General features: G+C 46.8%; 17 protein-coding genes and 1 pseudogene. 6 read left to right on the forward strand and 12 right to left on the reverse strand.

The window, feature by feature from the left end; genetic code table 11:
* Positions 1-34: 34 nt before the first annotated feature.
* From menH to IEX81_RS05550, 3 genes are read right to left on the reverse strand one after another with little or no spacing between them, the layout of a single operon-like run.
* Positions 35-856, reverse strand: coding sequence for a 2-succinyl-6-hydroxy-2,4-cyclohexadiene-1-carboxylate synthase (gene menH / locus IEX81_RS05540; protein WP_188802066.1), 822 nt, complete (start codon positions 854-856; stop codon positions 35-37).
* Positions 853-2,598: a 2-succinyl-5-enolpyruvyl-6-hydroxy-3-cyclohexene-1-carboxylic-acid synthase gene (gene menD / locus IEX81_RS05545; protein WP_188802067.1), complete on the reverse strand. Its 1,746-nt coding sequence runs from the start codon at positions 2,596-2,598 to the stop codon at positions 853-855. Before menD ends, menH begins: the two co-directional genes overlap by 4 nt.
* Positions 2,595-4,007, reverse strand: a complete 1,413-nt coding sequence (locus IEX81_RS05550) for an isochorismate synthase (RefSeq protein ID WP_188802068.1) — start codon at positions 4,005-4,007, stop codon at positions 2,595-2,597. Before IEX81_RS05550 ends, menD begins: the two co-directional genes overlap by 4 nt.
* A gap of 289 nt (positions 4,008-4,296) precedes the next feature.
* Here IEX81_RS05550 and IEX81_RS05555 point away from each other — a divergent pair, with 289 nt between their 5' ends.
* Positions 4,297-5,091 carry a hypothetical protein gene (locus tag IEX81_RS05555; protein ID WP_188802069.1) on the forward strand — a complete coding sequence of 265 codons (795 nt, stop codon included), beginning with the start codon at positions 4,297-4,299 and terminating at the stop codon, positions 5,089-5,091.
* A 21-nt stretch (positions 5,092-5,112) separates the two neighbouring features.
* Positions 5,113-5,964: a DUF3307 domain-containing protein gene (locus IEX81_RS05560; RefSeq protein WP_268239309.1), complete on the forward strand. Its 852-nt coding sequence runs from the start codon at positions 5,113-5,115 to the stop codon at positions 5,962-5,964.
* 84 nt (positions 5,965-6,048) lie between these two features.
* Here IEX81_RS05560 and IEX81_RS05565 read toward each other — a convergent pair whose 3' ends face one another.
* The 3 genes from IEX81_RS05565 to IEX81_RS05575 all read right to left on the reverse strand — a co-directional run bounded on the left by IEX81_RS05565 (position 6,049) and on the right by IEX81_RS05575 (position 10,177).
* Positions 6,049-7,257 carry a YhgE/Pip domain-containing protein gene (locus IEX81_RS05565; RefSeq protein ID WP_188802070.1) on the reverse strand — a complete coding sequence of 403 codons (1,209 nt, stop codon included), beginning with the start codon at positions 7,255-7,257 and terminating at the stop codon, positions 6,049-6,051.
* Positions 7,258-7,307: 50 nt separating this feature from the next.
* Entirely contained in the window at positions 7,308-7,892 is a 585-nt protein-coding gene (locus tag IEX81_RS05570) for a TetR/AcrR family transcriptional regulator (RefSeq protein ID WP_188802071.1), read from the reverse strand.
* Between the two features lie 305 nt (positions 7,893-8,197).
* The gene (locus IEX81_RS05575; RefSeq protein WP_188802072.1) at positions 8,198-10,177 is read right to left on the reverse strand and encodes an acyltransferase family protein; all 1,980 of its coding nucleotides are present in this window, start codon (positions 10,175-10,177) and stop codon (positions 8,198-8,200) included.
* 624 nt (positions 10,178-10,801) lie between these two features.
* Between IEX81_RS05575 and IEX81_RS16680 the strand changes: the two genes are divergently transcribed.
* Positions 10,802-10,933, forward strand: a complete 132-nt coding sequence (locus tag IEX81_RS16680) for a hypothetical protein (RefSeq protein WP_268239307.1) — start codon at positions 10,802-10,804, stop codon at positions 10,931-10,933.
* Between the two features lie 198 nt (positions 10,934-11,131).
* Here the strand turns inward: IEX81_RS16680 and IEX81_RS05580 are convergent, their stop codons facing one another.
* Positions 11,132-11,908, reverse strand: coding sequence for an alpha/beta fold hydrolase (locus IEX81_RS05580; RefSeq protein WP_188802073.1), 777 nt, complete (start codon positions 11,906-11,908; stop codon positions 11,132-11,134).
* Positions 11,909-11,990: 82 nt separating this feature from the next.
* Positions 11,991-12,131 (reverse strand): hypothetical protein, encoded by a 141-nt coding sequence (locus IEX81_RS05585; RefSeq protein ID WP_188802074.1) that lies wholly within the window; start codon positions 12,129-12,131, stop codon positions 11,991-11,993.
* Positions 12,132-12,194: 63 nt separating this feature from the next.
* On the opposite strand from IEX81_RS05585, the gene hpaB reads away from it, so the two are divergent.
* Positions 12,195-13,634, forward strand: coding sequence for a 4-hydroxyphenylacetate 3-monooxygenase, oxygenase component (gene hpaB, locus IEX81_RS05590; RefSeq protein WP_188802075.1), 1,440 nt, complete (start codon positions 12,195-12,197; stop codon positions 13,632-13,634).
* Positions 13,635-13,681: 47 nt separating this feature from the next.
* On the opposite strand, the pseudogene IEX81_RS05595 reads toward hpaB, so the two are convergent.
* Positions 13,682-13,909: pseudogene (locus tag IEX81_RS05595) on the reverse strand (pyruvate oxidase); the annotation flags it as partial.
* A gap of 142 nt (positions 13,910-14,051) precedes the next feature.
* Between IEX81_RS05595 and IEX81_RS05600 the strand changes: the two are divergent.
* Positions 14,052-14,765 carry a DUF421 domain-containing protein gene (locus IEX81_RS05600; protein ID WP_188802076.1) on the forward strand — a complete coding sequence of 238 codons (714 nt, stop codon included), beginning with the start codon at positions 14,052-14,054 and terminating at the stop codon, positions 14,763-14,765.
* On the opposite strand, the gene IEX81_RS05605 is transcribed toward IEX81_RS05600, so the two are convergent.
* The 3 genes from IEX81_RS05605 to IEX81_RS05615 form a co-directional block, all read right to left on the reverse strand.
* The gene (locus tag IEX81_RS05605; RefSeq protein ID WP_188802077.1) at positions 14,766-16,646 is read right to left on the reverse strand and encodes an ABC transporter ATP-binding protein; all 1,881 of its coding nucleotides are present in this window, start codon (positions 16,644-16,646) and stop codon (positions 14,766-14,768) included.
* On the reverse strand, positions 16,639-18,399 hold the full coding sequence (locus tag IEX81_RS05610; protein ID WP_188802078.1) for an ABC transporter ATP-binding protein: 1,761 nt from the start codon (positions 18,397-18,399) through the stop codon (positions 16,639-16,641). Before IEX81_RS05610 ends, IEX81_RS05605 begins: the two co-directional genes overlap by 8 nt.
* Positions 18,400-18,473: 74 nt before the next feature.
* The gene (locus IEX81_RS05615) at positions 18,474-20,132 is read right to left on the reverse strand and encodes a PucR family transcriptional regulator (protein WP_188802079.1); all 1,659 of its coding nucleotides are present in this window, start codon (positions 20,130-20,132) and stop codon (positions 18,474-18,476) included.
* A gap of 314 nt (positions 20,133-20,446) precedes the next feature.
* On the opposite strand from IEX81_RS05615, the gene ald reads away from it, so the two are divergent.
* On the forward strand, positions 20,447-21,586 hold the full coding sequence (gene ald / locus IEX81_RS05620; protein WP_188802080.1) for an alanine dehydrogenase: 1,140 nt from the start codon (positions 20,447-20,449) through the stop codon (positions 21,584-21,586).
* Positions 21,587-21,601 lie beyond the last annotated feature (15 nt).

Genomic DNA, 21,601 nt, shown 5'->3' on the forward strand with positions numbered 1-21,601 from the left:
AGTTGAATAAAAATATATCGGCACAGCAAAAGGCCTATTTTGCTTCGGCGTGCGCCATCAGAAACTTTATGACTATCTGAGAAAAAACTAAATTATTTTCAAGATGGACCGCATGACCAACCGAGTGAATAACCTGCCAGTCCGCTTTTTTAAAATGTTTTCGCATCCGATCAGCAATTCTGCAAAATTTCTCATCAAGCTGACCTGTAATCAGAAAAACCGGAAAAGAAAACGACTCGAGATCGTTCCAAAACGACGGCTGGGAACCGGTGCCCATGCCAAGCAGGCTGCCTGCCAGTCCGTTTTCGCTGCCCGCAAGGCGTTCGTTCCTCAGTGTGTCTCGTTTATTTTGCGGCATCTTCTTTTGAGATTCAAAGAGAGGAATATTCTCCCAATAATCAACAAACCGTTGAAGGCCCGAGTTCCTGATCCGTTCTGCAAGCTTCCGGTCATGATTCCTGCGCGCCCTTCTGCTTTCTTCATCCGAAAGTCCAGGGGAAGTACTTTCAAGTATCAGGCTCTGAACACGGTTAGGGTGTGTACAGGCAAAACCGAGTGCGAGTCGGCCGCCCATCGAATAGCCCAAAATATGTACTTTCTCAAGCTTCAGCGTATCCATCAAGGCTGCCAGGTCATTCAGCGCTTCACCCATTGCGTATCGCCGCGGATCTGCCGGACACGCCGTCCGGCCGTGTCCGATTAAATCGACCTTTATCAGCTGGAAATATTCACCTAGTGTTTTATCAAGAAACTGCCACGTTCCGAGACTGCCCGTAAATCCATGAAGAAGCAGCACCGGTTCGCCTTTGCCAAGCACTTCAATATGGTAGGTGATTCCGCGAATCGTTAAAATCATTGTCTGTCCCTGCCCAAAACCTCGGATATCTGTTCGTTAACAAGAAGTCTCAATTGACGACGCTTCCGGACATTTTCCTCACGGTTTGTCCTAATTTCAATGATTTTCAGTCCCGGTTTTGAAAATGAATGAGTGAAAGCTGACGCAAATTCGCTCCAACTCCCGACATTTTTATAATCGGCTCCATAGAGCCTTGCCGTATTTGAAAAATCCAGTCCGTGCGGTGTGCCAAACAGCGTCTCAAAGTTTTCTTTTTCCGAAGCCTGCGGGAGGAAGGAAAAGATTCCGCCTCCGTCATTATTAATCAGAACGATTGTCAGATTAGCCTGATACTGTTTCGCCGCCAGGAGGCCGTTCATATCATGGAAAAAGCTCAGATCACCGATCACAAGCACGGTGTGCTTGCTGACAAGACTGACGCCGACAGCTGTCGAAACCACCCCGTCGATTCCATTTGCCCCCCGATTGGCATAGACTGCTATATCCCGGCTGCCGGTAAAGAGAAACGTATCCAGTTCCCTGATCGGCATGCTGTTTCCGACAAACAGGCAGGAGTGATCAGGCATTAAATCACTGGTCAGAACCACTGCTTTCTCCTCGCTAAGGACTTGTTCATCACGGATACTGAGCAGCGCAGTTTTGGCGGCTTCATTGATTTTTCTCCAAAGCGCCAGCCAGTCCCGGTGCTTATTCTCCGGAAGAAGATCAATCAGATCATAGCAAAACCGTTCTTCATCACAATAAACCATTTCCGTTGCCGCTGCCGAAGGATCGCGCCAGCCCTGGCCGCCGTCAACCACAAGGTGAGGCGATTTTTGCTGTTTCAGCCAAAGCATCAGTGCTTTGGAAACGGGCATCGGGCCGAAGCGGATGACCAAATCCGGCTGAAGAAGCAAAGCCGTCTGTTCATCCCGTAAAAAAGAATCGTAGCACTCGATAATATTTGAGAATGTGTACGATCCGCGCCGGAGCTGAGAAAGAGGATCGGCGAGTACCGGAAAACCAAGGCGCTCTGCAAAAGTTGTTATGGCTTCTTTCATTCCTGAGAATTCCAGCTGCCCGCAGACGATGATACCTTTTTGCGCTCTTCGAATCGTTTCAGCAATCGAATGATTCGCTGAAGAAGACAGGGCCAGCGTCCCGCTTGTTATGGAAACGGCCTTTTTTTCCTGCGCACGGTAGTTGACGGCCTCCTTCATATCAGGCAGAAGGGGCTCTCTTAACGGGAAATTAAGATGTACCGGACCAAAAGGACGGGTAGTAGCTGCGAAGACGGCCCGGGCACAGACAGTCCGGGTGTACCGGAGCATGAAGGTGTTGTTTTCCGGAATCTCCATTTCGATGAAACGCTTGACATGGCTGCCATACAGTTCCGACTGGCCGATCGTCTGCGGCGCACCGACACTCTGGAGCTCGCGTGGCCGATCCGCCGTCAGCACGAGAAGCGGAATCCGGGCACAGAACGCTTCAACGACAGCCGGGTAATAGTTTGCCGTCGCCGTGCCTGATGTACAAAGCAGAGCGACCGGTTTTTTCTTTGCTTTGGCAAGACCAAGCGCCAAGAAGCCCGCGGAACGCTCGTCGATGTCGAGATAAATTCGCATTTCCGGATTTTCCGCAAAAAGCAATGCGAGCGGTGTGGATCTTGAGCCGGGACTCACAACGACATCGCGGACCCCATTAATAACAAGTTCATCAACAAAAGACGATAAATAGGCGGTAAGCGATTCAATATGATTCATAACTTCACCCCGAAAGCGCTCAGCATTGGGCGGAACTTGACCGCTGTTTCTTCATATTCTTTCTCCGGTATAGAGTCCTGAAGCACGCCGCATCCGGCAAAAAGTGTCGCCTTTTTTCCATGGATGAGCGCCGAGCGAATCCCAACCGCGAATTCGCCGTTTCCGAACGCGTCCGCCCAGCCGATCGGAGAGGCATACAGCCCCCGTTCAAGTTTCTCATTTTCGCGTATCCAGATCACGGCTTTGTCTGTCGGAACCCCTCCGAGAGCCGGTGTGGGATGAAGCCTGTCGATCACATCGAAAACAGAAACGTCCGGATCACAGGTTCCTTGTACAGGGGTATACAAATGCTGAATATGTTTGTTCTTCATCACTATCGGTTCATCGGGCACGCTTAGACTTTTGCAAAGCCTTTCGAGCGCCTCCTTAATCGCTGATACAACGTACTGATGTTCAAGCCGGTTTTTAGGATCCTTTAATAATTCGTCCCCCAGCAGTTTATCGCTTGCCTCGTCTTTTCCCCGGATAATCGATCCGGCAAGACATGTTGAAAACAACTCGTTGCCTCTTTTCCGGACAAGACGTTCAGGAGTCGCTCCAAGGAAGCAGTCACCGGATGATTCCAGACTGAAAATGAAATTCCCTTTCTGCTGCTCACGCAGCCTTCCCATGACGGACTCAGAATTGATCGGATCATCAAAAACCAATTCCAATGCTCTCGCTAAAACAATTTTGTCGAGATCAGACGCAGTCATCCTATAAACAGCCCTCTGAACTGTTCTCTTCCATTCATCCGGCTCTTTTTCTTTCTTTTCTATCAATCGTTCTCTTGAAATCGGGATCGTGCCGAGTTTTCCGGGAATATTTTTTTTCATTTCCTGCAGCCGATCCATCAGTTTCTCAGGATCATCGCCGGCTGAACAGGCTAAATTTATCGTCAGATAAGTCTGTCCGTGAAAATCAGTCAACGATAAAGCTGGAATATAAAACAAGCCGGCCCCAAAGCGGTGCCAAAGTCCTGAAGGTTTTGTTTTCGGATCAAAGGAGAAACCGCCAAGGAGAAGCGGTCCGGTGCCTTCCCCGCCGGAAACTCCGGACAGGACAGCCGTATCCAGAATTTCCCGCCATCTGTTCCTGACGTTTTTTACGCGTGAACCTTCTTTATCTGCATCTATCTTAACCGCTTGTCCCAATCCGGCAATGATCTGATTCCCTGTCTCGTTCTGCCAAAAGAACCGCGCTCCGGAAAATTGGGCCTGACCCCTGTAATAGAACGACAGCGGATCGGTCCGGCCGACTCTTTCCGTCAGACTGAATAAGATATTCCGTCTCAGTTTATTGGCCTTCTGAACGGCAGCCAGCAGCTCGTCATACTCTTCTGTTTCATAAGAGACAGTCAAAACAATCACCCTAAGCCTCGTTATATTGTGAACAAATGATGTCTTCACTATAAGATACTGCTTCAGCCGGAGTACTGTCAATCAAAGGAATTACCTGCTGTCGCAGCACATCATAATTTAACTGATGTAGACTGGTTTATCAAACTCATTATAAATTCGATAAATACATCTAATCAAACATCAGTTAGACTATTTTGTCGAATAAATTTATACTAATAGCAGCGCCCTTATTAATATAATTAAAAAGTTGAAAAACACATGCGAACAAATGTTTTTAATGGTAAAATGGAGGTAGCAGATGAAACGATATATTTCAGTCTTTATTATGGATGTCAGCAGCTCTTCTTCTAAGGACAATTGGAACCAGATTACCGATTATCTGCAGGAATGGGAGCACGTTATAAATAGTTGGTGCGACCATATTATTACGGCCAGGGTGTCGCACCGCCGCGGCGACGAAATCCTGTTTGTCGGCGATCACTGCTTTTCCGCTTACACGATTGCCCATTACATAAGCCTGTTCTGGAAGTTTGCGGAACAGAGGCCTTATTTCGGACTGTCGTATGGTGCCGTGTCAGAAAACATCGACCGGCTTGATATCGAGGTCTGGAATCATCCGCTGATTAAACAGGCAAGGGCCCAGAATGAAAAAATTAAACGGGATAGGGACCGAAAAATAACGATGCGTTTTGCCGGTGAATCCGATTTACACTTCTTGGCTTCAACCGCGGACGTCCTGAATCCGTTTATCGAAAATCAGCTCGTTCTGCAGCAAAGTCAATCGGAAAATCAAAGACTGGTTTATGCTCTCTATTCGATTTTTAATGAACAAAAAATAATTGCCAGACTCCTGAACAAGACGCCATCCACGATATCTTCGCATTTTACCAGAGGACGAAGCGAACTCCTGCAGAAAAATTTTCTTCAGGTTCAGAAACTGCTTGGTCTTGAAGAAGGAGCCGGGGTACAGGATTATAATCGAATCCCGCTGCTGATTCACGACCTGAATGATGCCATCCGCGTGCAATTGAAAAAATCGATGCCTTTGCTTCCTCTCTTTAATAATAAAGAACAGATTAAGAAGGGAAAATGAAATGATTCTTCTGGCCTGATTCTGGCCCATTTAGCGGTCGATTTTTATCTGCAAACCAATACAATGGTCACACATAAATCCAAATACCTTGTCAGGCATTTAACGCATCATCTGATCCTCACCTTTTTCGTTTTGACGCTCCTGTTGATCGGAAACAATCAACTGCATCTTTCATTCTTTCAAATCGCCTGCGCATCGCTCACGATCGTTCTTTTCCATTATGGCATCGATCAGGGAAAAATGATCGTTTCTAAAAAACAATCCGGTCAACCTTTATATTCGCTTTATTTGTTTGTGATCGACCAGCTTCTGCACCTTGCTACAATCATGCTCGTCTGTGCGTTTTTTCTGAACGTAGACTTTCCGGCATATTTCAATCGGCTGACTGCAGTTGTTGAGAAGGGAATCCCTCTTCAGGCATCGCCGGTCAGTGTTCTTCTCTTTCTAATTATTATGCTGATCGTTGCAACAACGGTCAGCGGTCATTTCATCAGATTTCTTGTCGGCATGATTCCCGACCGCTTATCCCTGTCCGAAGGAAAATATGTTCTGACAAACGAGAAAACAGGACCGGACGCGACTCGGAACATGCCTTCTATACAGGAAAAATACACTTATTTAATCAATAAAAAGAGCGATCGCACGCGAGGCGTTATTATCGGTTATTTTGAGAGGCTGCTGGTCATGGTCCTGATTGTCATAGGAGCCTATTCAGGCATCGCCTTCATCGCGGCGGCCAAATCGATCGCACGGTTCAAGCAGATGGATGACCGCGATTTCGCGGAATATTTTCTATTAGGCACCCTCGCCTCCATGTTTATAGGTGTCGTTTGCGGAATCGTTGTAAAATTCATCTTAAGCCGCACTTCGTGACAGTTCGATGCTTCCTTCCGGATTTTTTGTCAATCGCAGGAAGAGCTTCAGAGGTTCTGAATCCAGGTGTTCGCACAACTTATCTTATTGTACGGTTTGAACTTTTTTCTGCTCTATTGGATTCGTTACCAACGATTTATTTTTCTGGAATAGGACCCGGATCATCGCGACAAGAAGTGCCGCTCCTGAAATAGCCGCTAGCGGCAGCAGATCGCCGGACAGACGCACACCGCCAAAGATCACCGTATAATAGCCATCCGCAACATAGGTGGCTGGAAAATAAGCCGCGATGGTCTGATAAAAATCGGACAGCATCGCTTTCGGCACAATGACGCCGGATGTGACGAGTTGAAGCGCCATGGTCAGAATATTGAACAGCATTCCGGCGGGACCGAACAGAACCACAAACATCTGTGTCAGGCTTAAGAAAGAGAAATAGACGAGCATCTGGAACATCCCCGTCTCAAGCAGCGATGTCTTCAAATCGATGTTGAAAATGGCCATAAACGTTAACGTCACCGCGGCGAGAAGAACCGACGCGCCGATATTGATGATTTGTCTTGCCAGGAAGATGGACCACTTGTCAAAAGTCTGCCTCATCTTTATCGCGGCACCGTTTAAATTCAGGCTCATAATCATCGATCCGACAAATGAGGCGAGCACAACCAATAGCGGCACCATCGTCGCGGGAAAACCATCTGTGTTATTGGTTTTGACAATCGACGAGTGAACAGAATCGATCGTTAATGACTTTAAGGCTTGCGCGATATTATTCGAAATAGCCTGTGATAGATTTTTAGAAGGAATGACCGCGTTCATTTGACCGGATAAATGTGAAAGTATGAAGTTCTGTTTATAGTTGTAAACATTGCCGTTGATTGCCTGAGTGATGTTACCGGCCGTGCCATTCATAATCTGCTTCGCTAACGAAGAGTTCGCCTGATTAATAAAATATTTTACATCTGTGGTTCCTTTACTTTGCAGATCTTTTGAAAAACTTTCGGGAATTTCCATGACCATATCCAGCTTCCGCTGATTCATCTCTTGTTTTGCCGCATGGATCGACTGATAGGTTTTTACATCAAAAGGCAGATTTTTCTTAAGATTTTCTTCCAGGGTTGCTCCTATCTGTTTATCTTCATTGACTAAACCGATCTTCAGGTGATTGGTGCGATCGGTTACACCATTATAGGCTGTCATCCAGACACAAAAGAAAATGAGCATAAATACGAGAGCAGTGGCAATACCTAGATAAGTCTCCGAATACTTTAAAAACTCTTTTAATGTTTTCATAGTAAGCCTCCAATTTAAGTAAGTACTTGCTTACATATTTTCCAAAAAAATCAGGGGGTCAATCCCCTTACGAAAAGCTGAATACTACTGTTGAGAAAGTCATCGAGTGAATCAGGAATGACTTGATCAGCAAAACGGGACTTTGACAAAAAGTATCCGAAATTCAGCAAAAGAAAATTCATTGCCTGGTAGTCGATATCCGCGTCAATGATCTTCCCCTTTTGCCGCATTTCTGAAAAATACCTAACCAGCACTCTTTTCAGTTCAAGCGGTATTTTCACAATCATTTTGTTGAGTTCCGGGAAGTTCCCGGCCTCCCGAAAACCGATCATCAGTAAGTCCCTCGTGTTTTCCATATATCCGAGATAGCCTGACGCAATCATCCGGAGATCCTTTTCAAGATCCCACGTCACTTTTTCCTGTATCAGTTTTTCCAACCGAGGACTGTAGGACACGGATTGAATCGCTGCATCCATAATGGCTCTCTTGTTGCCAAAATGGCGAAAGACGGTCACTTCATTCACACCGGCCCTTTCAGCAATTGCCCGGGTCGTCGTCCCTTTATAGCCGTAATCGCGGAACAGCTCGATAAATGCTTCAATAATGCGTTCCTGCGTACTCTTTTGCTCAGTCATCCATTTTAACCTTCAATCAAAATGCAAGTGATCACTTACATTTCATACTTTATACGATGTTTTTAAAAATGTCAATGTTTTGTTCTACTATAAGTAAAAAATTTTAAGAACTATAAGGGACCGAACAGATCGCCGCGTCCTGCGGCATGTTCGGCATTAGGCCGTCCTGGCCCCCGCAACTAAGGCTCTGCCTGCGCCAAAGGCCCCGCTTCGCCAAGTTTTCTTTATCGGTTTAAGACATGATAAGGTAAAATTGAGACACATAAATGGTAGAACGACCCGACGTTTACGAAATGTTAATCGATCTATTTCTTCCATGTCTCAACCGATTTCGCCAGCAAGTCGGCGTATGCCTGCGAACCGCTAGTGTTCAAGTGCACGGCGTCAGGCTCGAAATAATCGGCGTGACCCGCGCTCGCCGCATACCAGTTTACAAGGCTTACATTGGAATACATGGATACCGCATTTTGCAATGATTGGTTGACAATGGCCTGCCAAGGTCTGGGCACACGCGTATTCACCAAAATCACACGACGGGTGGAACCGATTTCCTGGATCATCGACGCCAGCTGGTCCATAGAGAACGGACCGTTGGTTCCGAGTTCGATGATCACCGTGTCAGCAAGTTTTCCCTGGTTTTTAAGCTGTTGAATAATGCCCATGGCCTCGTAAAATTGCCTCCCCACTTTTGCGTCTACAGCCGCATTGGGAAATTTTTTCATCAGAAACGGTTCAACATCGGCCATGACCGAATCGCCGATTGCCGTGACGGGCTGATCGCTGACTGCTGCAGCAGTCTTTGCCGGTTCACTTTTGACAGGTGTTGCCTTTGCCGCCTCATTAGTATCTGCACGTTTACCCGATTTTTCCCCTGACTGAGCATTTTCGCTGCTGCCGTGCGCTGCTTTTTTCACCTGCTGTACGGCAGAGGCATTCCGTGTCATTGCCGTCTTTCGATCATTTGCATTCGACTCGTTAAAGATGGCAAAGGTGCCAATGACTGCCAAACATAAAATGATACCGAGCAGACCGCCTCCAATGACTTTCCGTCGCGACTCCAGATTGCTTATTCTATGTATTTTTTCCTGCAGCTGAGCGAACGAGCCATGTCTGATCGGGTTTTCAAGATACCTGAGAGACAGCGACGAAATCAGAAAAACCAGGGCAACCTCCAGTAAATCATGAACGATCTGCATTCCGCCCGAATCAAAGCTGCTGCTCATCAACATGATAACCGGATAGTGCCAAAGGTACATTCCATATGAACGGGCGCCGATCCAGCGAAACGGAGCCAGTCCAAAGAACTTTCCCAGCCAGGTTGACGGATGGGACACGGCGGCGATGACAATGACGGTCGCAACGGAGAGCACGAGGAGCCCGCCCCGATAAAGAAACGGGTCATACTCATTAGCCATCGTAATCATGATGAAAATCATCACCAGGGCGAGAGCGCCCATTAAGTCGAGAAAGACTCGCGACCACCTTGTAAGGCTGGCAGAAAGTCTCTGACTTGGCCATATAAAGGCAAGTGCCGCACCAAGCAAAATGGAGAACGCCCGCGTATCCGTGCCATAGTATACTCTGCTCGGATCCGTATCGGGATGATACAGAACGGCCATCAGCATTGCCGATAGTGCAGCACCGACTATTGAAATGAAAAACAAATGTCTGCGTGTCTTCCTATGCCTGATACCGAAAAAGATGAATAACGGCCAGATCAGGTAGAACTGTTCTTCGACGGCAAGCGACCAGAAGTGGGTCAGAAGCGATGGATTTTCATAGCTCTGAAAATAGGAAAGTTGGTGAAAAATGTACCACCAGTTACTCACGTAGAAAAGAGCCGCAAAGGCGTCCCCTTTTAAGGTGCCGAGGAGCTGAGGCCTGAATAGCGAAGTCCAGATGAGCAGCAGGACAACCGTCGAAATCATCCCCGGAAGCAGGCGTTTCGCCCGCCTCAGCCAGAAATTCTTAAGATTGATCGTCTGCGATCTTTCCCATTCGGAAATAAGCAGATCGGTAATCAGGTAGCCTGAGAGAACAAAAAAAGCACTGACACCGAGCAGTCCCCCGCTGACCCATGGAATACCAAGGTGATAGAAAATCACGGCCAGAACGGCGACAGCCCTCAGTCCGTCCAGTCCCGGCATATAGCGCCGCCGTCTTCGTCTCTCATTCAGGGCTTTGAACCTGCTCGTCGCTGGCAGCCCGTCCCTTTTCTTACCCGTTTCAACTTCGTATGTATTCAGACTGCCATTCTCTTCTGATTCGGCAAAAACCTGCTTCATGTGCCTACCGTACCTTTCTCGTGCATGTGGATTGGCCTCGCTATTTTTAATTCACGCAAAAACATAGGAAAAGGTAGTGAAAATCCTTTTCCCTGTCAGAAACTATTTATACATTTATTTTTCAAGGAGACATAATCACGAAAATTTCCACACGGCCTGTCCGCTCGAATAAAACCGGCCGTTTACAGTCAAATCAAAAAAAACGATGGATAAACACCGTTTGACGGCAAAAGAGAATTTCACAACCTTCAGGTTTCCTTTCAAAGTTCTTTTGCCCGGCTCTGTTTTTGTGTTCAAGCATTGTTGAAGGTCCGCTATAACTAATATAATCGTTGCGGACTTCGTTGTCATTGTCATGATTTCCCATGTTTTCCTGTTCATGTTCGATGATTTCGACAAAATATCGAGAATAAGGCATTAAAAGGACCTGCAACGATAGGATATCTCAGTTTTTTTATTGGTCCCAAGATTCATGATAACGTACATCTTCTTTTGCATTAAGAAAAATGGGTATGCTTCGAGATATCACTATCAAATCGAACATATGTTTGCTATAATGATAGTGTCGTCTATGATAACTATCAAACTTCCTTGCGCGTTTAATCGTGGAGGAGGTGAGACACGTTGCGTAACAGACTTGATCGTCGCGAGAAGAAAAAAGAAGCACGGCAGCGATTTCTTTTAAAGGAAGTTATCATTCCTTTATTAATCGTTGTTCTGCCTGTGCTTCTTAAATGGCTTCTCAGTTTATTCTAGGCGACCGTGAAGGAATGGATGCACATATCTTCACGTATCAAAAGGGTCCGTGTCATCACCACGGACCCTTTTATTGCGAACAGACTTGATTTACATGCTTATTATAACATGCACTCATGTTAATGTCATTATCTCAAGAAAAACAGGAGCAGATAGACTCATGCAATATTTACCAAAATTTTTGTACATAGCAACTGTTTAAATTTCCTTTAAAAACTGAGTGAGCGCCTGATTGAATTCTTCATGCTGATGTGTGGGCAGCTGATGAAAAGCCCGGTCAATAAAAATGATTTTCGTTTTTGTCAATATTTCAAAATACTTTTTATGCTTGCTGATAAACTTGTCCCGGGTTCCGTAAAGGATCAGCGTCGGCAGACGGTTTAGCCTCGGGAGCTGCTCAACCGCATTATAGCGCTTTCCTGTCACATAAAGATCCAGAACGGCATCGTCATTCGCTTTCATGGCATATGTATACAGCATTTTTATGTCGGCTTCCGTAACTTTATGGCTTTTTGCCAAAATATTGCTCAGTACGTTTTTTTTCTTCGTACGGATCAGGATTATGCCAATCTGATATTCCCAGGCCAGCAGCTGCGAATCGATCGCCGGATAGCCTCCCGATAAAACAAGGGCGCTCACTCTCTCTGTGTAAGCGAGCGCGTAAGACAGTGCGAGCTGCCCCCCGGCAGAATAGCCGGCAACGACCGGATTTTCGAGTTTCAGGCCCTCAATCAGTGCTTTTAAGTCATCTAAGTGATCCGGAAATACACGGTCTTCCGACTGCGAGGGCAGATAGCCGCTCTTCCCATGTCCTCTCAGATCGTATAGGATGATCTGAAAGTTCTTGTCCAGCTTTTTTTGATATTTGAAAATAACATGCCCCGTCAAAGGCGGATGAATAAAAACGATCGGACGTCCTTGCCCATATGTCTCATAATAAAGTCTGACTCCCTTGGGTGTGTCAATATACGGCATCGTGTCTCCTCCAATTGATCCTTAAACAGGGACTCAGATATAAGATGCTCCAATCGAGTCCGTGGAATGCACATAAACTCGATTATCTCCCTGTGCCATACAAATAAAAATCCACTTTCAGGCTCTGCCTCAGAATGCTGAGGCGGACGCCGGATCCGCAAAAAAACAGGGGTAAAAATATGCTGAAGAACAGGGCATCTTCCGCCAGAATTTCTCTTGGCATGACCTGAGCCGCCCTCTCATATTTTGTAAAACAGAACAATTTATAGGGATGGGAGCGGAGTTTATGCCTTGCATCGACGGAAAGACATATCTCGACCGAATCGACCGGCTTCAATCAGATGTCTGGATCAACGGTTCGAAAGTAACAGGGAAAATATCCGAACATCCGGCATTTAAGGGTGCGATGAAAAGCCAGGCCAAGTTATATGATATGCAGTACGAGAAAACGTGCACTAATATATTGACTTATAGATCTCCGAGCAGCGGACAAAGAGTCGGAGCGACTTATCTCGAACCGAAAAACAAAAAGGATCTGGCGAAAAGAAGAAGAGCTGTTCAGCTATGGGCCAGGCAGAACGCCGGAATGATGGGCCGGTCTCCCGATTATATGAATACCGTCGTCATGACGTTTGCCGCCTGCGCCGATCTTTTCAATGATGAACAATGCAGCGGGAATATGCGCCGTTTCTATGAATACTGCCGGGAGAACGATATTTCGCTGACGCATACGTTCATTCAGCCGCAGGTGAACCGGTCGTCCCTCTACTTTGAAAACCCATCTGACGCGATTGCCGCGCGTGTGATCGAGAAGAATGATCAGGGAATTATGATTCATGGCGCCCGGCTGCTTGCAACACAAGGCGGCATGACGGATGAGATTCTTGTTTTTCCCACCGGCTCCTTTCACTTTGACGAGGACTATGCCTATGCCTTTTCCATTCCTTCGAATACACCGGGCCTGAAGTTTCTCTGCAGAGAGCCTTTTAATAACGGAGAAAATATCTTCGATCATCCGTTGAGTGCGCGATTTGAAGAGATCGACTCCATCGTTATTTTCGATCATGTCACGGTTCCGTGGGACAGAGTCTTTCTGCATGGAAATACGGAAATCGCAGGCAAACTCTATACGGAAAGCGGATTTCTGCCTCAGCAGGTGCACCAGGTCACATCGAAAAATGTCGTCAAAACCGAGTTTGTCCTCGGTGTTCTGCAGTCTCTGGTCGATGCGATCAATATTGGAGAATACCAGCATATTCAGGAAAAAATCACGGAGGTTATCCTCGGACTCGAAACGCTCAAGGCGCTGCTGACGGCTTCAGAAGTCCACGCGTCGATCGATCAATGGGGAACGATGACACCGGATCGCAAGCCGCTGATGGCCGCCATGAACCTGTATCCGAGAATCTATCCGCGGTTTATTGAGATCATGCAGTTGATCGGTGCCAGCGGGCTCGTCTCCATTCCGATGGAAAAAGATTTTCAATCGGCGTCAGGAGCTGATATAAAAAACTACCTGCAGTCATCCGACCGTGACGGATACGAAAAAGTAAGACTGTTCCGCCTCGCCTGGGATTTGTCTTTGAGTGCGTTCGCCGGCAGGCAGACGCTGTACGAACGGTTTTTCTTTGGTGATCCGGTCCGGCTGGCGGGCACGCTTTACCGAGATTACGACCGGACCAAGTTTGTGAAACAGGTCGAAGATTTTTTGAAAAGAAAAGACTGACCGGGTCTTCAACCTGTAATTTGCCTGTCGCCCATCCCTTCCTTTACTCACAATGGTGGCAGATCAACTTTTCCTTCTTCGAATAATGCCTTAATCATGTGTCTCGCATAGCCTGAGGCCTGCGAAAAGGTGATATTCGACGGCATCGGAGCTTCATCCGCATCAACAACAATGTCAATAATACACGGACATTTTTGTACCGCGGTCTCTTCGAAAGCGGGCAGAAGATCTTCCGGACGCTCCACGCGGTAACCGGCTCCCCCGCAGACGGCGGCCTTCTATTTTATGGAAATGTATCGTTTGATTTTCCTTCTTGAGCGAATAAAAGACCCGCTCTCACAGGAATGAGTGTATAGCTCGGGGCGGATATGGAAAAAAAGATAGAAAGCATCTATGAAGAAGGAGCAGGTTTGAGAAATGGGAAGCGTGTATGAAGTTGTTATCCGGACAATTGCCGCATTCGTTCTTTTTATCTGTATCGCCCACCTGCTGGGAAAACAGGCTATCTCGCAAATGACCTATCACGATTTTATCGCTTCCATTACACTCGGGTCGATTGCGGGAAATCTGACGTTCAATACGTCGATTCATTTCAGCAATTTCATTATTGCTGCAGTCCTGTTCAGCGCCATCATTTTCTTTACAACGCTTATGTCGCTGAAAAACAGATACGCCAGAGCGATTTTCAACGGGGAGCCTACTGTCGTCATTCAAAACGGAAAAATTCTCGAAAACAACTTAAAAAAATTAAAAATGACTATGGATTCTTTGAATCAGGCCTTGAGAGAGAAGGATGCATTTGATATTGATCAAGTTGACCACGCGATTATTGAAGCGGACGGGCATCTTTCGGTGCTGAAGAAACCGCAGCATCGGAATGTAACAAGAAAAGATCTGGGAATCCTCGCTCCCGTCCGCGCATCCTTTCCGGTCGAACTGATCATGGACGGAAGGATTATGGAAAAAAATTTAAAACAAAACCAGCTGACAAAAAGCTGGTTGCATGCAGAAATGAATAACCGCGGCTTGAATCCGGTGAATGTTTCCTATTGTGTACGGGGAACGAACGGACAATTATATTTTGATCTTTTTAAAGACGGGATCGCCTCGCCCGTAGATACAGAATCGTAATCAAAAATCCGTCTTAGGCTGTCTTTCAGATAATTCCGCCGCAAAAGGGAACTGATCGGTGTAGAGAGCGTGATAAAGTCCCCGTTTCCGCAAAAGTTCCTGATGAGTCCCCTGTTCCACGATTTGCCCGTTATCGACAACAAGGATTTTATCGGCGTTGCGTATTGTTGACAGCCTGTGGGCGATAATAAAACTGGTCCGCCCTCGCATCAACCGCGACATCGCCGTCCGAATCCGCCTTTCGGTCTGCGTATCGACATGACTCGTTGCCTCATCCATGACCAGTATCGCAGGATCTGTCAGAATCGCCCGGGCAACTGTCAGCAATTGTTTCTGCCCCTCGCTCAGTTCCTCGCCGTTTTCCTGAAGAACGGTTTCATAGCCCTTTTCCATTTTCATAATGAAGCTGTCTGCATTTGCCGTCCGCGCCGCCCGCCTGACCTCCTCATAAGTCGCATCAGGTTTCCCGTAGCGCAGGTTTGCAAGGATGCTCCCCCTAAACAGATACGTATCCTGAAGCACGATGCCGAACAATCGGCGGAACTCCGACCTCCTGTAATCGCGGATATCCACGCCATCGATCCGGACTGCACCATCGCTGACGTCATAGAATCGGGTCAGCAGGTTAATAATCGTTGTTTTCCCTGCCCCGGTCGGTCCGACGAGTGCAATCATTTCACCGGGAAAGACATGAAAATCCACCTGTTTCAGAATCGGGTGATCTTGTTCATAGTGGAAAGAGACATCATCGAATACGATATCCCCTTTGAAATTCTCAATTTTCCTCGCGTTTTCACGATCCGGTTTTTCCTCTTTCTCGTCCAGAATGTCAAATACGCGCTCTGCGCCCGCAACTGCGGATTGCAGCGTATTGAAGATACTGGCGATATCGTTGAGCGGCCTGGAAAATTGTCTGGAATAGGTGAGAAAGCTGGCAATCATGCCGACCGTAATCATGCCTTTGACTGCCAGGAGACCGCCGACGAAGGCGACCGCGGTAAAACTCAGGTTGTTGATGACATTCATCATCGGCATCAGAAAACCCGACCAGACCTGTGCCTTCATCCCGACATCTGTGAGCCGCCGGTTAATCTCCGTAAATTTTTGAGTTTCCTCCTTTTCATGGCTGAACGCTTTAACAATGCTTAGTCCCGAAATCGATTCTTCAATATGACCGTTCAGCTTACCCAGTTCCTTTTGCTGCCCTACAAACAGCCGGGAAGTCCTCGATGCGATCGTCCGGGTCAGAAGAAAGACCAGGGGCACTGAAATGAGGCTTGCCAGCGTCAGAACCGGACTGATCCAGACCATCAGGATAAACGAACCGGCAATCGTAATGACATCGTTCATCAGCTGGACGGTCGATTGCGAAATCGTCACGTCCACATTTTCAATATCATTGGTCAGCCGGCTCATAATTTCGCCGTTATGGTTCCGATCGAAAAAGGCAATCGGCAGTTTTTGCAGTTTATGAAATAAGCCGTTTCTCAGGATGATAACAATGTTCTGTCCTGCGGAGGCCATAATCCATCCTTGAAAAAAGGTCAGCAGACCATCCAGAAGATAAGACAATCCTAAGACCAGCAGAATTATGAACAGCATCGTAAAATTAGCGGAATGGTTACGCAATCCGATTTGATTGACGGCCAGACCGACGACATACGGGGCAATGAGTGTGACCAGAGTATCTGCAATGATCAAAATAAAAACGAAAATCAGTGTCTTCTTTTCTGCGGCAAAATAGGTCCAGAGTCTGCTCAGAGTCTTTCTCATATTTTTCGGTTTTTCTACGGGGGCAAAACGCGCAGCCCCCCGTCTTCGCCGGTCTCTGCCTGACAGCGTCTGCCGCAGATCCGGCGTGTCCCGCCGATTTTCAGCCATTTTCATCACCTTCTTCTTCAAACTGTGTCCTGCAGATTTCCCGGTAAAGAGAAGAGGTTTTAAAAAGATGGTCATGGGTGCCTATGGCTTCAATCTTTCCGTTGTCCATCACGATAATTTTATCTGCGTCGATAATTGAGGAAATTCTTTGCGAGATGATGATGCACGTGAGTCGGTCATCAAGGTTCTTCAGCTTTTTTCTGATTCTCCCGTCCGTGCGTGCGTCTACCGCACTGGTGGCGTCGTCAAGAATAAGCACCTCGGGTCGGCGGATCAATGCCCGCGCGATCGCGATGCGCTGCTTCTGGCCGCCGGAAAAATTAACACCGCCCTGACCGATCATCGCATCAAATCCATGCGGCGTACTTCGGATAAAACCATCCGCTTCTGCAGTAACCGCAGCTTTCAGAATAGCTTCATCACTTGCTTTTTCATCGCCCCAGCGTATATTTTCCCTGACGGATCCTGAAAAAAGTAGGGATTTTTGCGGAACAACGGCCAGCTTTCTCCTCAGGTGATCTTCGCTAAACGTTTTGATATTTCTTCCGTCAAGTATGATCTCGCCTTTGTCCGGGTCATAGAAACGCAGGAGCAGGTTCACAAGCGTTGTTTTTCCTGATGCGATCGGACCGATGATCCCCACGGTTTCTCCCGGATTGACATCAAAACTGATGTCTTTGATGAACGGTTCCGTATGTTCTGCGTTTTTAACATACGAAAAAGAGACGTGACGGAAAGTCAGCCTGCCTTTCTGCGCTTTAACGACTGATCTGCTCTGTTCTTCGTCATCCGAATCGGGAAAAAACATGTCATTTTCCTCCCGTATCACCTCGCCGATCCGCTCAGCAGAAGCCCTCGCTCTGACAAACATGTTAAAAGCGCCGTTGACTACCATGACGGCGAACAGGATCTGCATCATGTAGCTGATAAACGCGATGATTGAGCCGACCTGCATCGTTCCGTTGTTCACGCCGATCCCGCCGAACCAGATAATGGCAATGATTCCCGAATTAATAGACAGGTTGACCAGCGGGCCGAAAAGACTGCCGACTTTGGCTGCCGAAGTCGACAGATTGCCGAGGTTTCGATTGTTTTTCCGGAAGCGTTCCTCTTCATATGAAAAACGGCTGAACACTTTGACAACCCGGATACCGGAAAGATACTCCTGCATGGACATATTGACACGATCCAATGCGGACTGCACCTTTCGATAATAAGGGTAGCTGATTTTCATGTTCAGATAGATCAAGAGAGCGATGATCGGGGCGATCGCAATCAAAGTGACGGATAGTCTCGGATTCAGCCGGATCGCCATCAGCAGGCTGCCGATGCCGACAATCGGCGCCTTCATCATCACCCGCATCAGCCCATTGGCAAAAGTCTGCACCCGGGTTACATCGTTTGTCAGCCGGGTGATCAATGTGGCGCTGCCGAACCGGTCAATGTTGTTCTGAGAAAAGCCCTGAATTTTCATGTACAAATCCTGTCTCAAATCCATGGCAAAGTTCTGTGAAACGTCGACTGAAAGGACATTACGCACACAGGCACAGATGGCGCCGACAAGAGTAATCAGAAGCATCAGCATCCCGTAATGGATAATGAATGAAACATCCGAACGGGCCACACCCTGGTCGACAATCCGGGACATCATGGCAGGCTGCATCAGATCAGCCAAAGCCTCACCTGTCAGAAAAGCAATAGCGATCATAAATTTCAAACGATACCTTTTCCAATAGATTTTCAAATAGTCCATTCATGCCCTCCTTACGATTCCAATCCTGAATAGCATAACGCTGAGTTTTTTTCCGAGGCATGATCATGTATTTTTTACGAATGACCGGAACCCAGCATTTCATAGCCAAGCAAAGCCATTTCAAGACAATAGCGCCTTTGCGGCTCAAAAAAATCTTCTCCCAAAAGATCGGTCAGTTTTTCCAGACGGTTGTATAGAGTTTGTCTGTGTATAAACAGTTGTTTAGCGGTTTCACCTTTTGAGCCCATGTTTTTGAAGTAAACGTCAAGCGTTGCGATCAGATTTAAGTGATGCTTGCTGTCATAGGTGATTAAATCGCCTAATTCATCGCTGACAAAGGTAGTCAAAACCTGCTGCGGAATGGCTTTCAGCAATTGATAGATACCTATATTATCATAAAAACAGTACCGTTTCATGGACGGAACGGTTTTCGAGAGCTCAATAACCTGATAGGCTTCGTTAAAACTTCTCCAAGTTTCAAGGAGTTCATTCCTCGCTTTTCCAAAGCCGGCATGAAAAACTAAACCGCCTAGTGCCTGTTCGATAAACTTTTTCAGGCCTTCGATCAGTGCCTGAATGTTGTCCTTTAATAAAATCACGGATGCATCGTTTACCTTTTCTTTAGCGCATAAGAGATAGATTTGGTTGCCTTTCATCATGATCAGATGATGCATTTGGTACTTTTTCAGGAGAGACCTGATGAGAACCAGAATGTCCTGATTCATCGCTTCCATGCGTTCCGGTCCCGCTTCGATCACATTGTGTTCGAATTCAATGACTCCTCCGATGAAGAGATAGTTTCCTTCATTGGGTGCGGGAAGTCCCATGCGCATCTGCGCCTGTTCTTCGCTTTCTATTTGCCTGCTTAAAATATCCTGTATCAGTTCATTCTGATTTCTTAATATTTTTTCTTCCAGGAACTGCGTTCGAAGCAAAAGGGTCGCAACGGCTTTTGCTGTATAATCGGTCAGCAGCATCATATATTCCGTCGGATGGCTTTGATGAAGAATCATGCCGACATGGGAAAAAACCTGTCCGAAACAGATAACGGGCTGGATCAGGAAAAAATGATGCTCGTCCATCTTCAATACATTTGCCTCCTGCACGGAAATCAAGTCCCCTTTTTTTTCCTTGTAAAAGGCGCTGAACTGTTCGGCCGTCTCCTTATCTATTTCAGGATAGAATTTGTTCGTCTCAGTTGAAGAAAGATAAACAATCTGACCGGATGTATATTTATGGAGCAGACGAAGAACAGCCGGAATATCCGTGCTTCGCAGGATAATCTGCTGCTGTTTCTGTGAAAACTGCTCAAGATTTTTCATGACTTCAAAATGCTGATTGATCAGGAAGGAATGAATGTCCTGTGTAATCTCCTCGAAACGGACCGGTTGTCTGAATAGTATCAGCGGAAAGTCATATTCATTGCAAAGCTTAATGATTTCTTCAGGTATTTCATCAATTGTCGTTCCAAACTCGATACAGAGGCCGGCGGTCTCATGGTCAATGATCTGGAGCATGTAATCAAGTCCGGATTCCACAGACCGTTTCAACCAAAGGCCGGTGGTCAGAATCAGATCATTTTTACTGACATAAGGAGCAGCATGTGTAATTTCCAATATATGAACCCACCGAACTTCCCGATAGATCCCTTTTCCGCCGGCAATCAGTTTTGCACGATGAAAAAGTGGTCTTTCTAGAACGTCTTTGATGCAAAATGACATTTCCTCAACCATAGCCGTCACCTCGTAAAGTCACATCATATATCATCGAATGTAATGTTATGTTACATTCGTTTGTTTTGTCAAGCAAACTACCAGAAAGAGTAGACAAAACGTATGATGAAATAAAGACGTTTTATTTGTACTATTCTTAATAAAGGATAACATACACTGCGTCATGATAGGACGATATGAAGACCGCGTGAATTCCGGAATAAGGTGGATGAATTCATTAAAACGGCACTCAGATCGCGGACAGAACCGAATCCGTGGTGTTTGATTATTCGGTATGATTAGGGATTTTATAAAATTTTTAGGAGGAATGGAAAATGATCATCGGTATTCCAAAAGAATTGAAAAACAACGAGCGTCGTGTGGCGATTACCCCTGCGGGAACGTATCATTTAGTCCAGGAAGGCCATCAGGTGTATGTTGAAACACTGTCCGGTGCGGGTGCGGGATTTACTGATAAGGAATATGAAGAAGCGGGCGCCGCAATCACCACTGCCGAAAAGGCATGGTCAGCGGAAATGGTGATTAAGGTTAAGGAACCGGAACCCGAGGAATATCATTTCTTCCACGAAGGTTTGATTCTGTTTACTTATCTTCATCTGGCACCGGCTGCCGGCGCCGAACTGACCAAAGCGCTGGTTGCCAGCAAAGTGGTTTCCATCGCCTATGAAACCGTTCAGCGTGCGGACCGCGTACTTCCGCTGCTTCAGCCAATGAGTGAAGTAGCCGGAAGAATGGCTGTGCAGATCGGGGCCCAATATCTCGAAAAATTCAGTGACGGAGCAGGAAAAGGCATTTTACTTGGCGGCGTACCCGGCGTTTCGAGAGGCAAAGTGACGATTGTCGGCGGCGGCATTGTCGGAACCAACGCCGCTAAAATTGCCGTCGGTCTCGGCGCGGATGTAACCATTCTTGACATCAGTGCCGACAGACTTCGCGAACTGGATGACATCTTTGGCACTTCGCTGAACACGATGATGTCGAATCCTTACAACATTGCTGAAGCCGTTAAAGACGCCGATCTTGTTGTTGGCTGTGTGCTCATACCCGGGGCAAAAGCTCCGAAACTCGTAACCGAAGAAATGGTTGCCTCGATGCCTGAGAATTCGGTGATTGTCGATGTTGCTATCGACCAGGGCGGTATCGTTGAAACTTCCGACCACAGCACCACACATGATGATCCGACCTATATCAAGCACGGTGTCATCCATTATGCAGTTGCGAACATGCCCGGTGCCGTTCCGAGAACGTCAACCCTCGCCCTGACCAATGTCACGATTCCTTACGCTGCCAAGATCGCAAGCAAAGGCTACGTCAAGGCCTGCCTGGAAGATGAAGCGCTCTTGAAAGGTTTGAACACTTTGGACGGTTATGTAACCTTCAAAGCTGTTGCGGAAGCGCATGGTCTTGACTATAAAGATGCAAGAGACTTGCTGGCAAGTGTCAGCCACGCCTGAAACCTGTGATTCGAT

The sequence above is a fragment of the Sporolactobacillus putidus genome, from assembly GCF_014647035.1.
GTDB lineage: Bacteria > Bacillota > Bacilli > Bacillales > Sporolactobacillaceae > Sporolactobacillus > Sporolactobacillus putidus.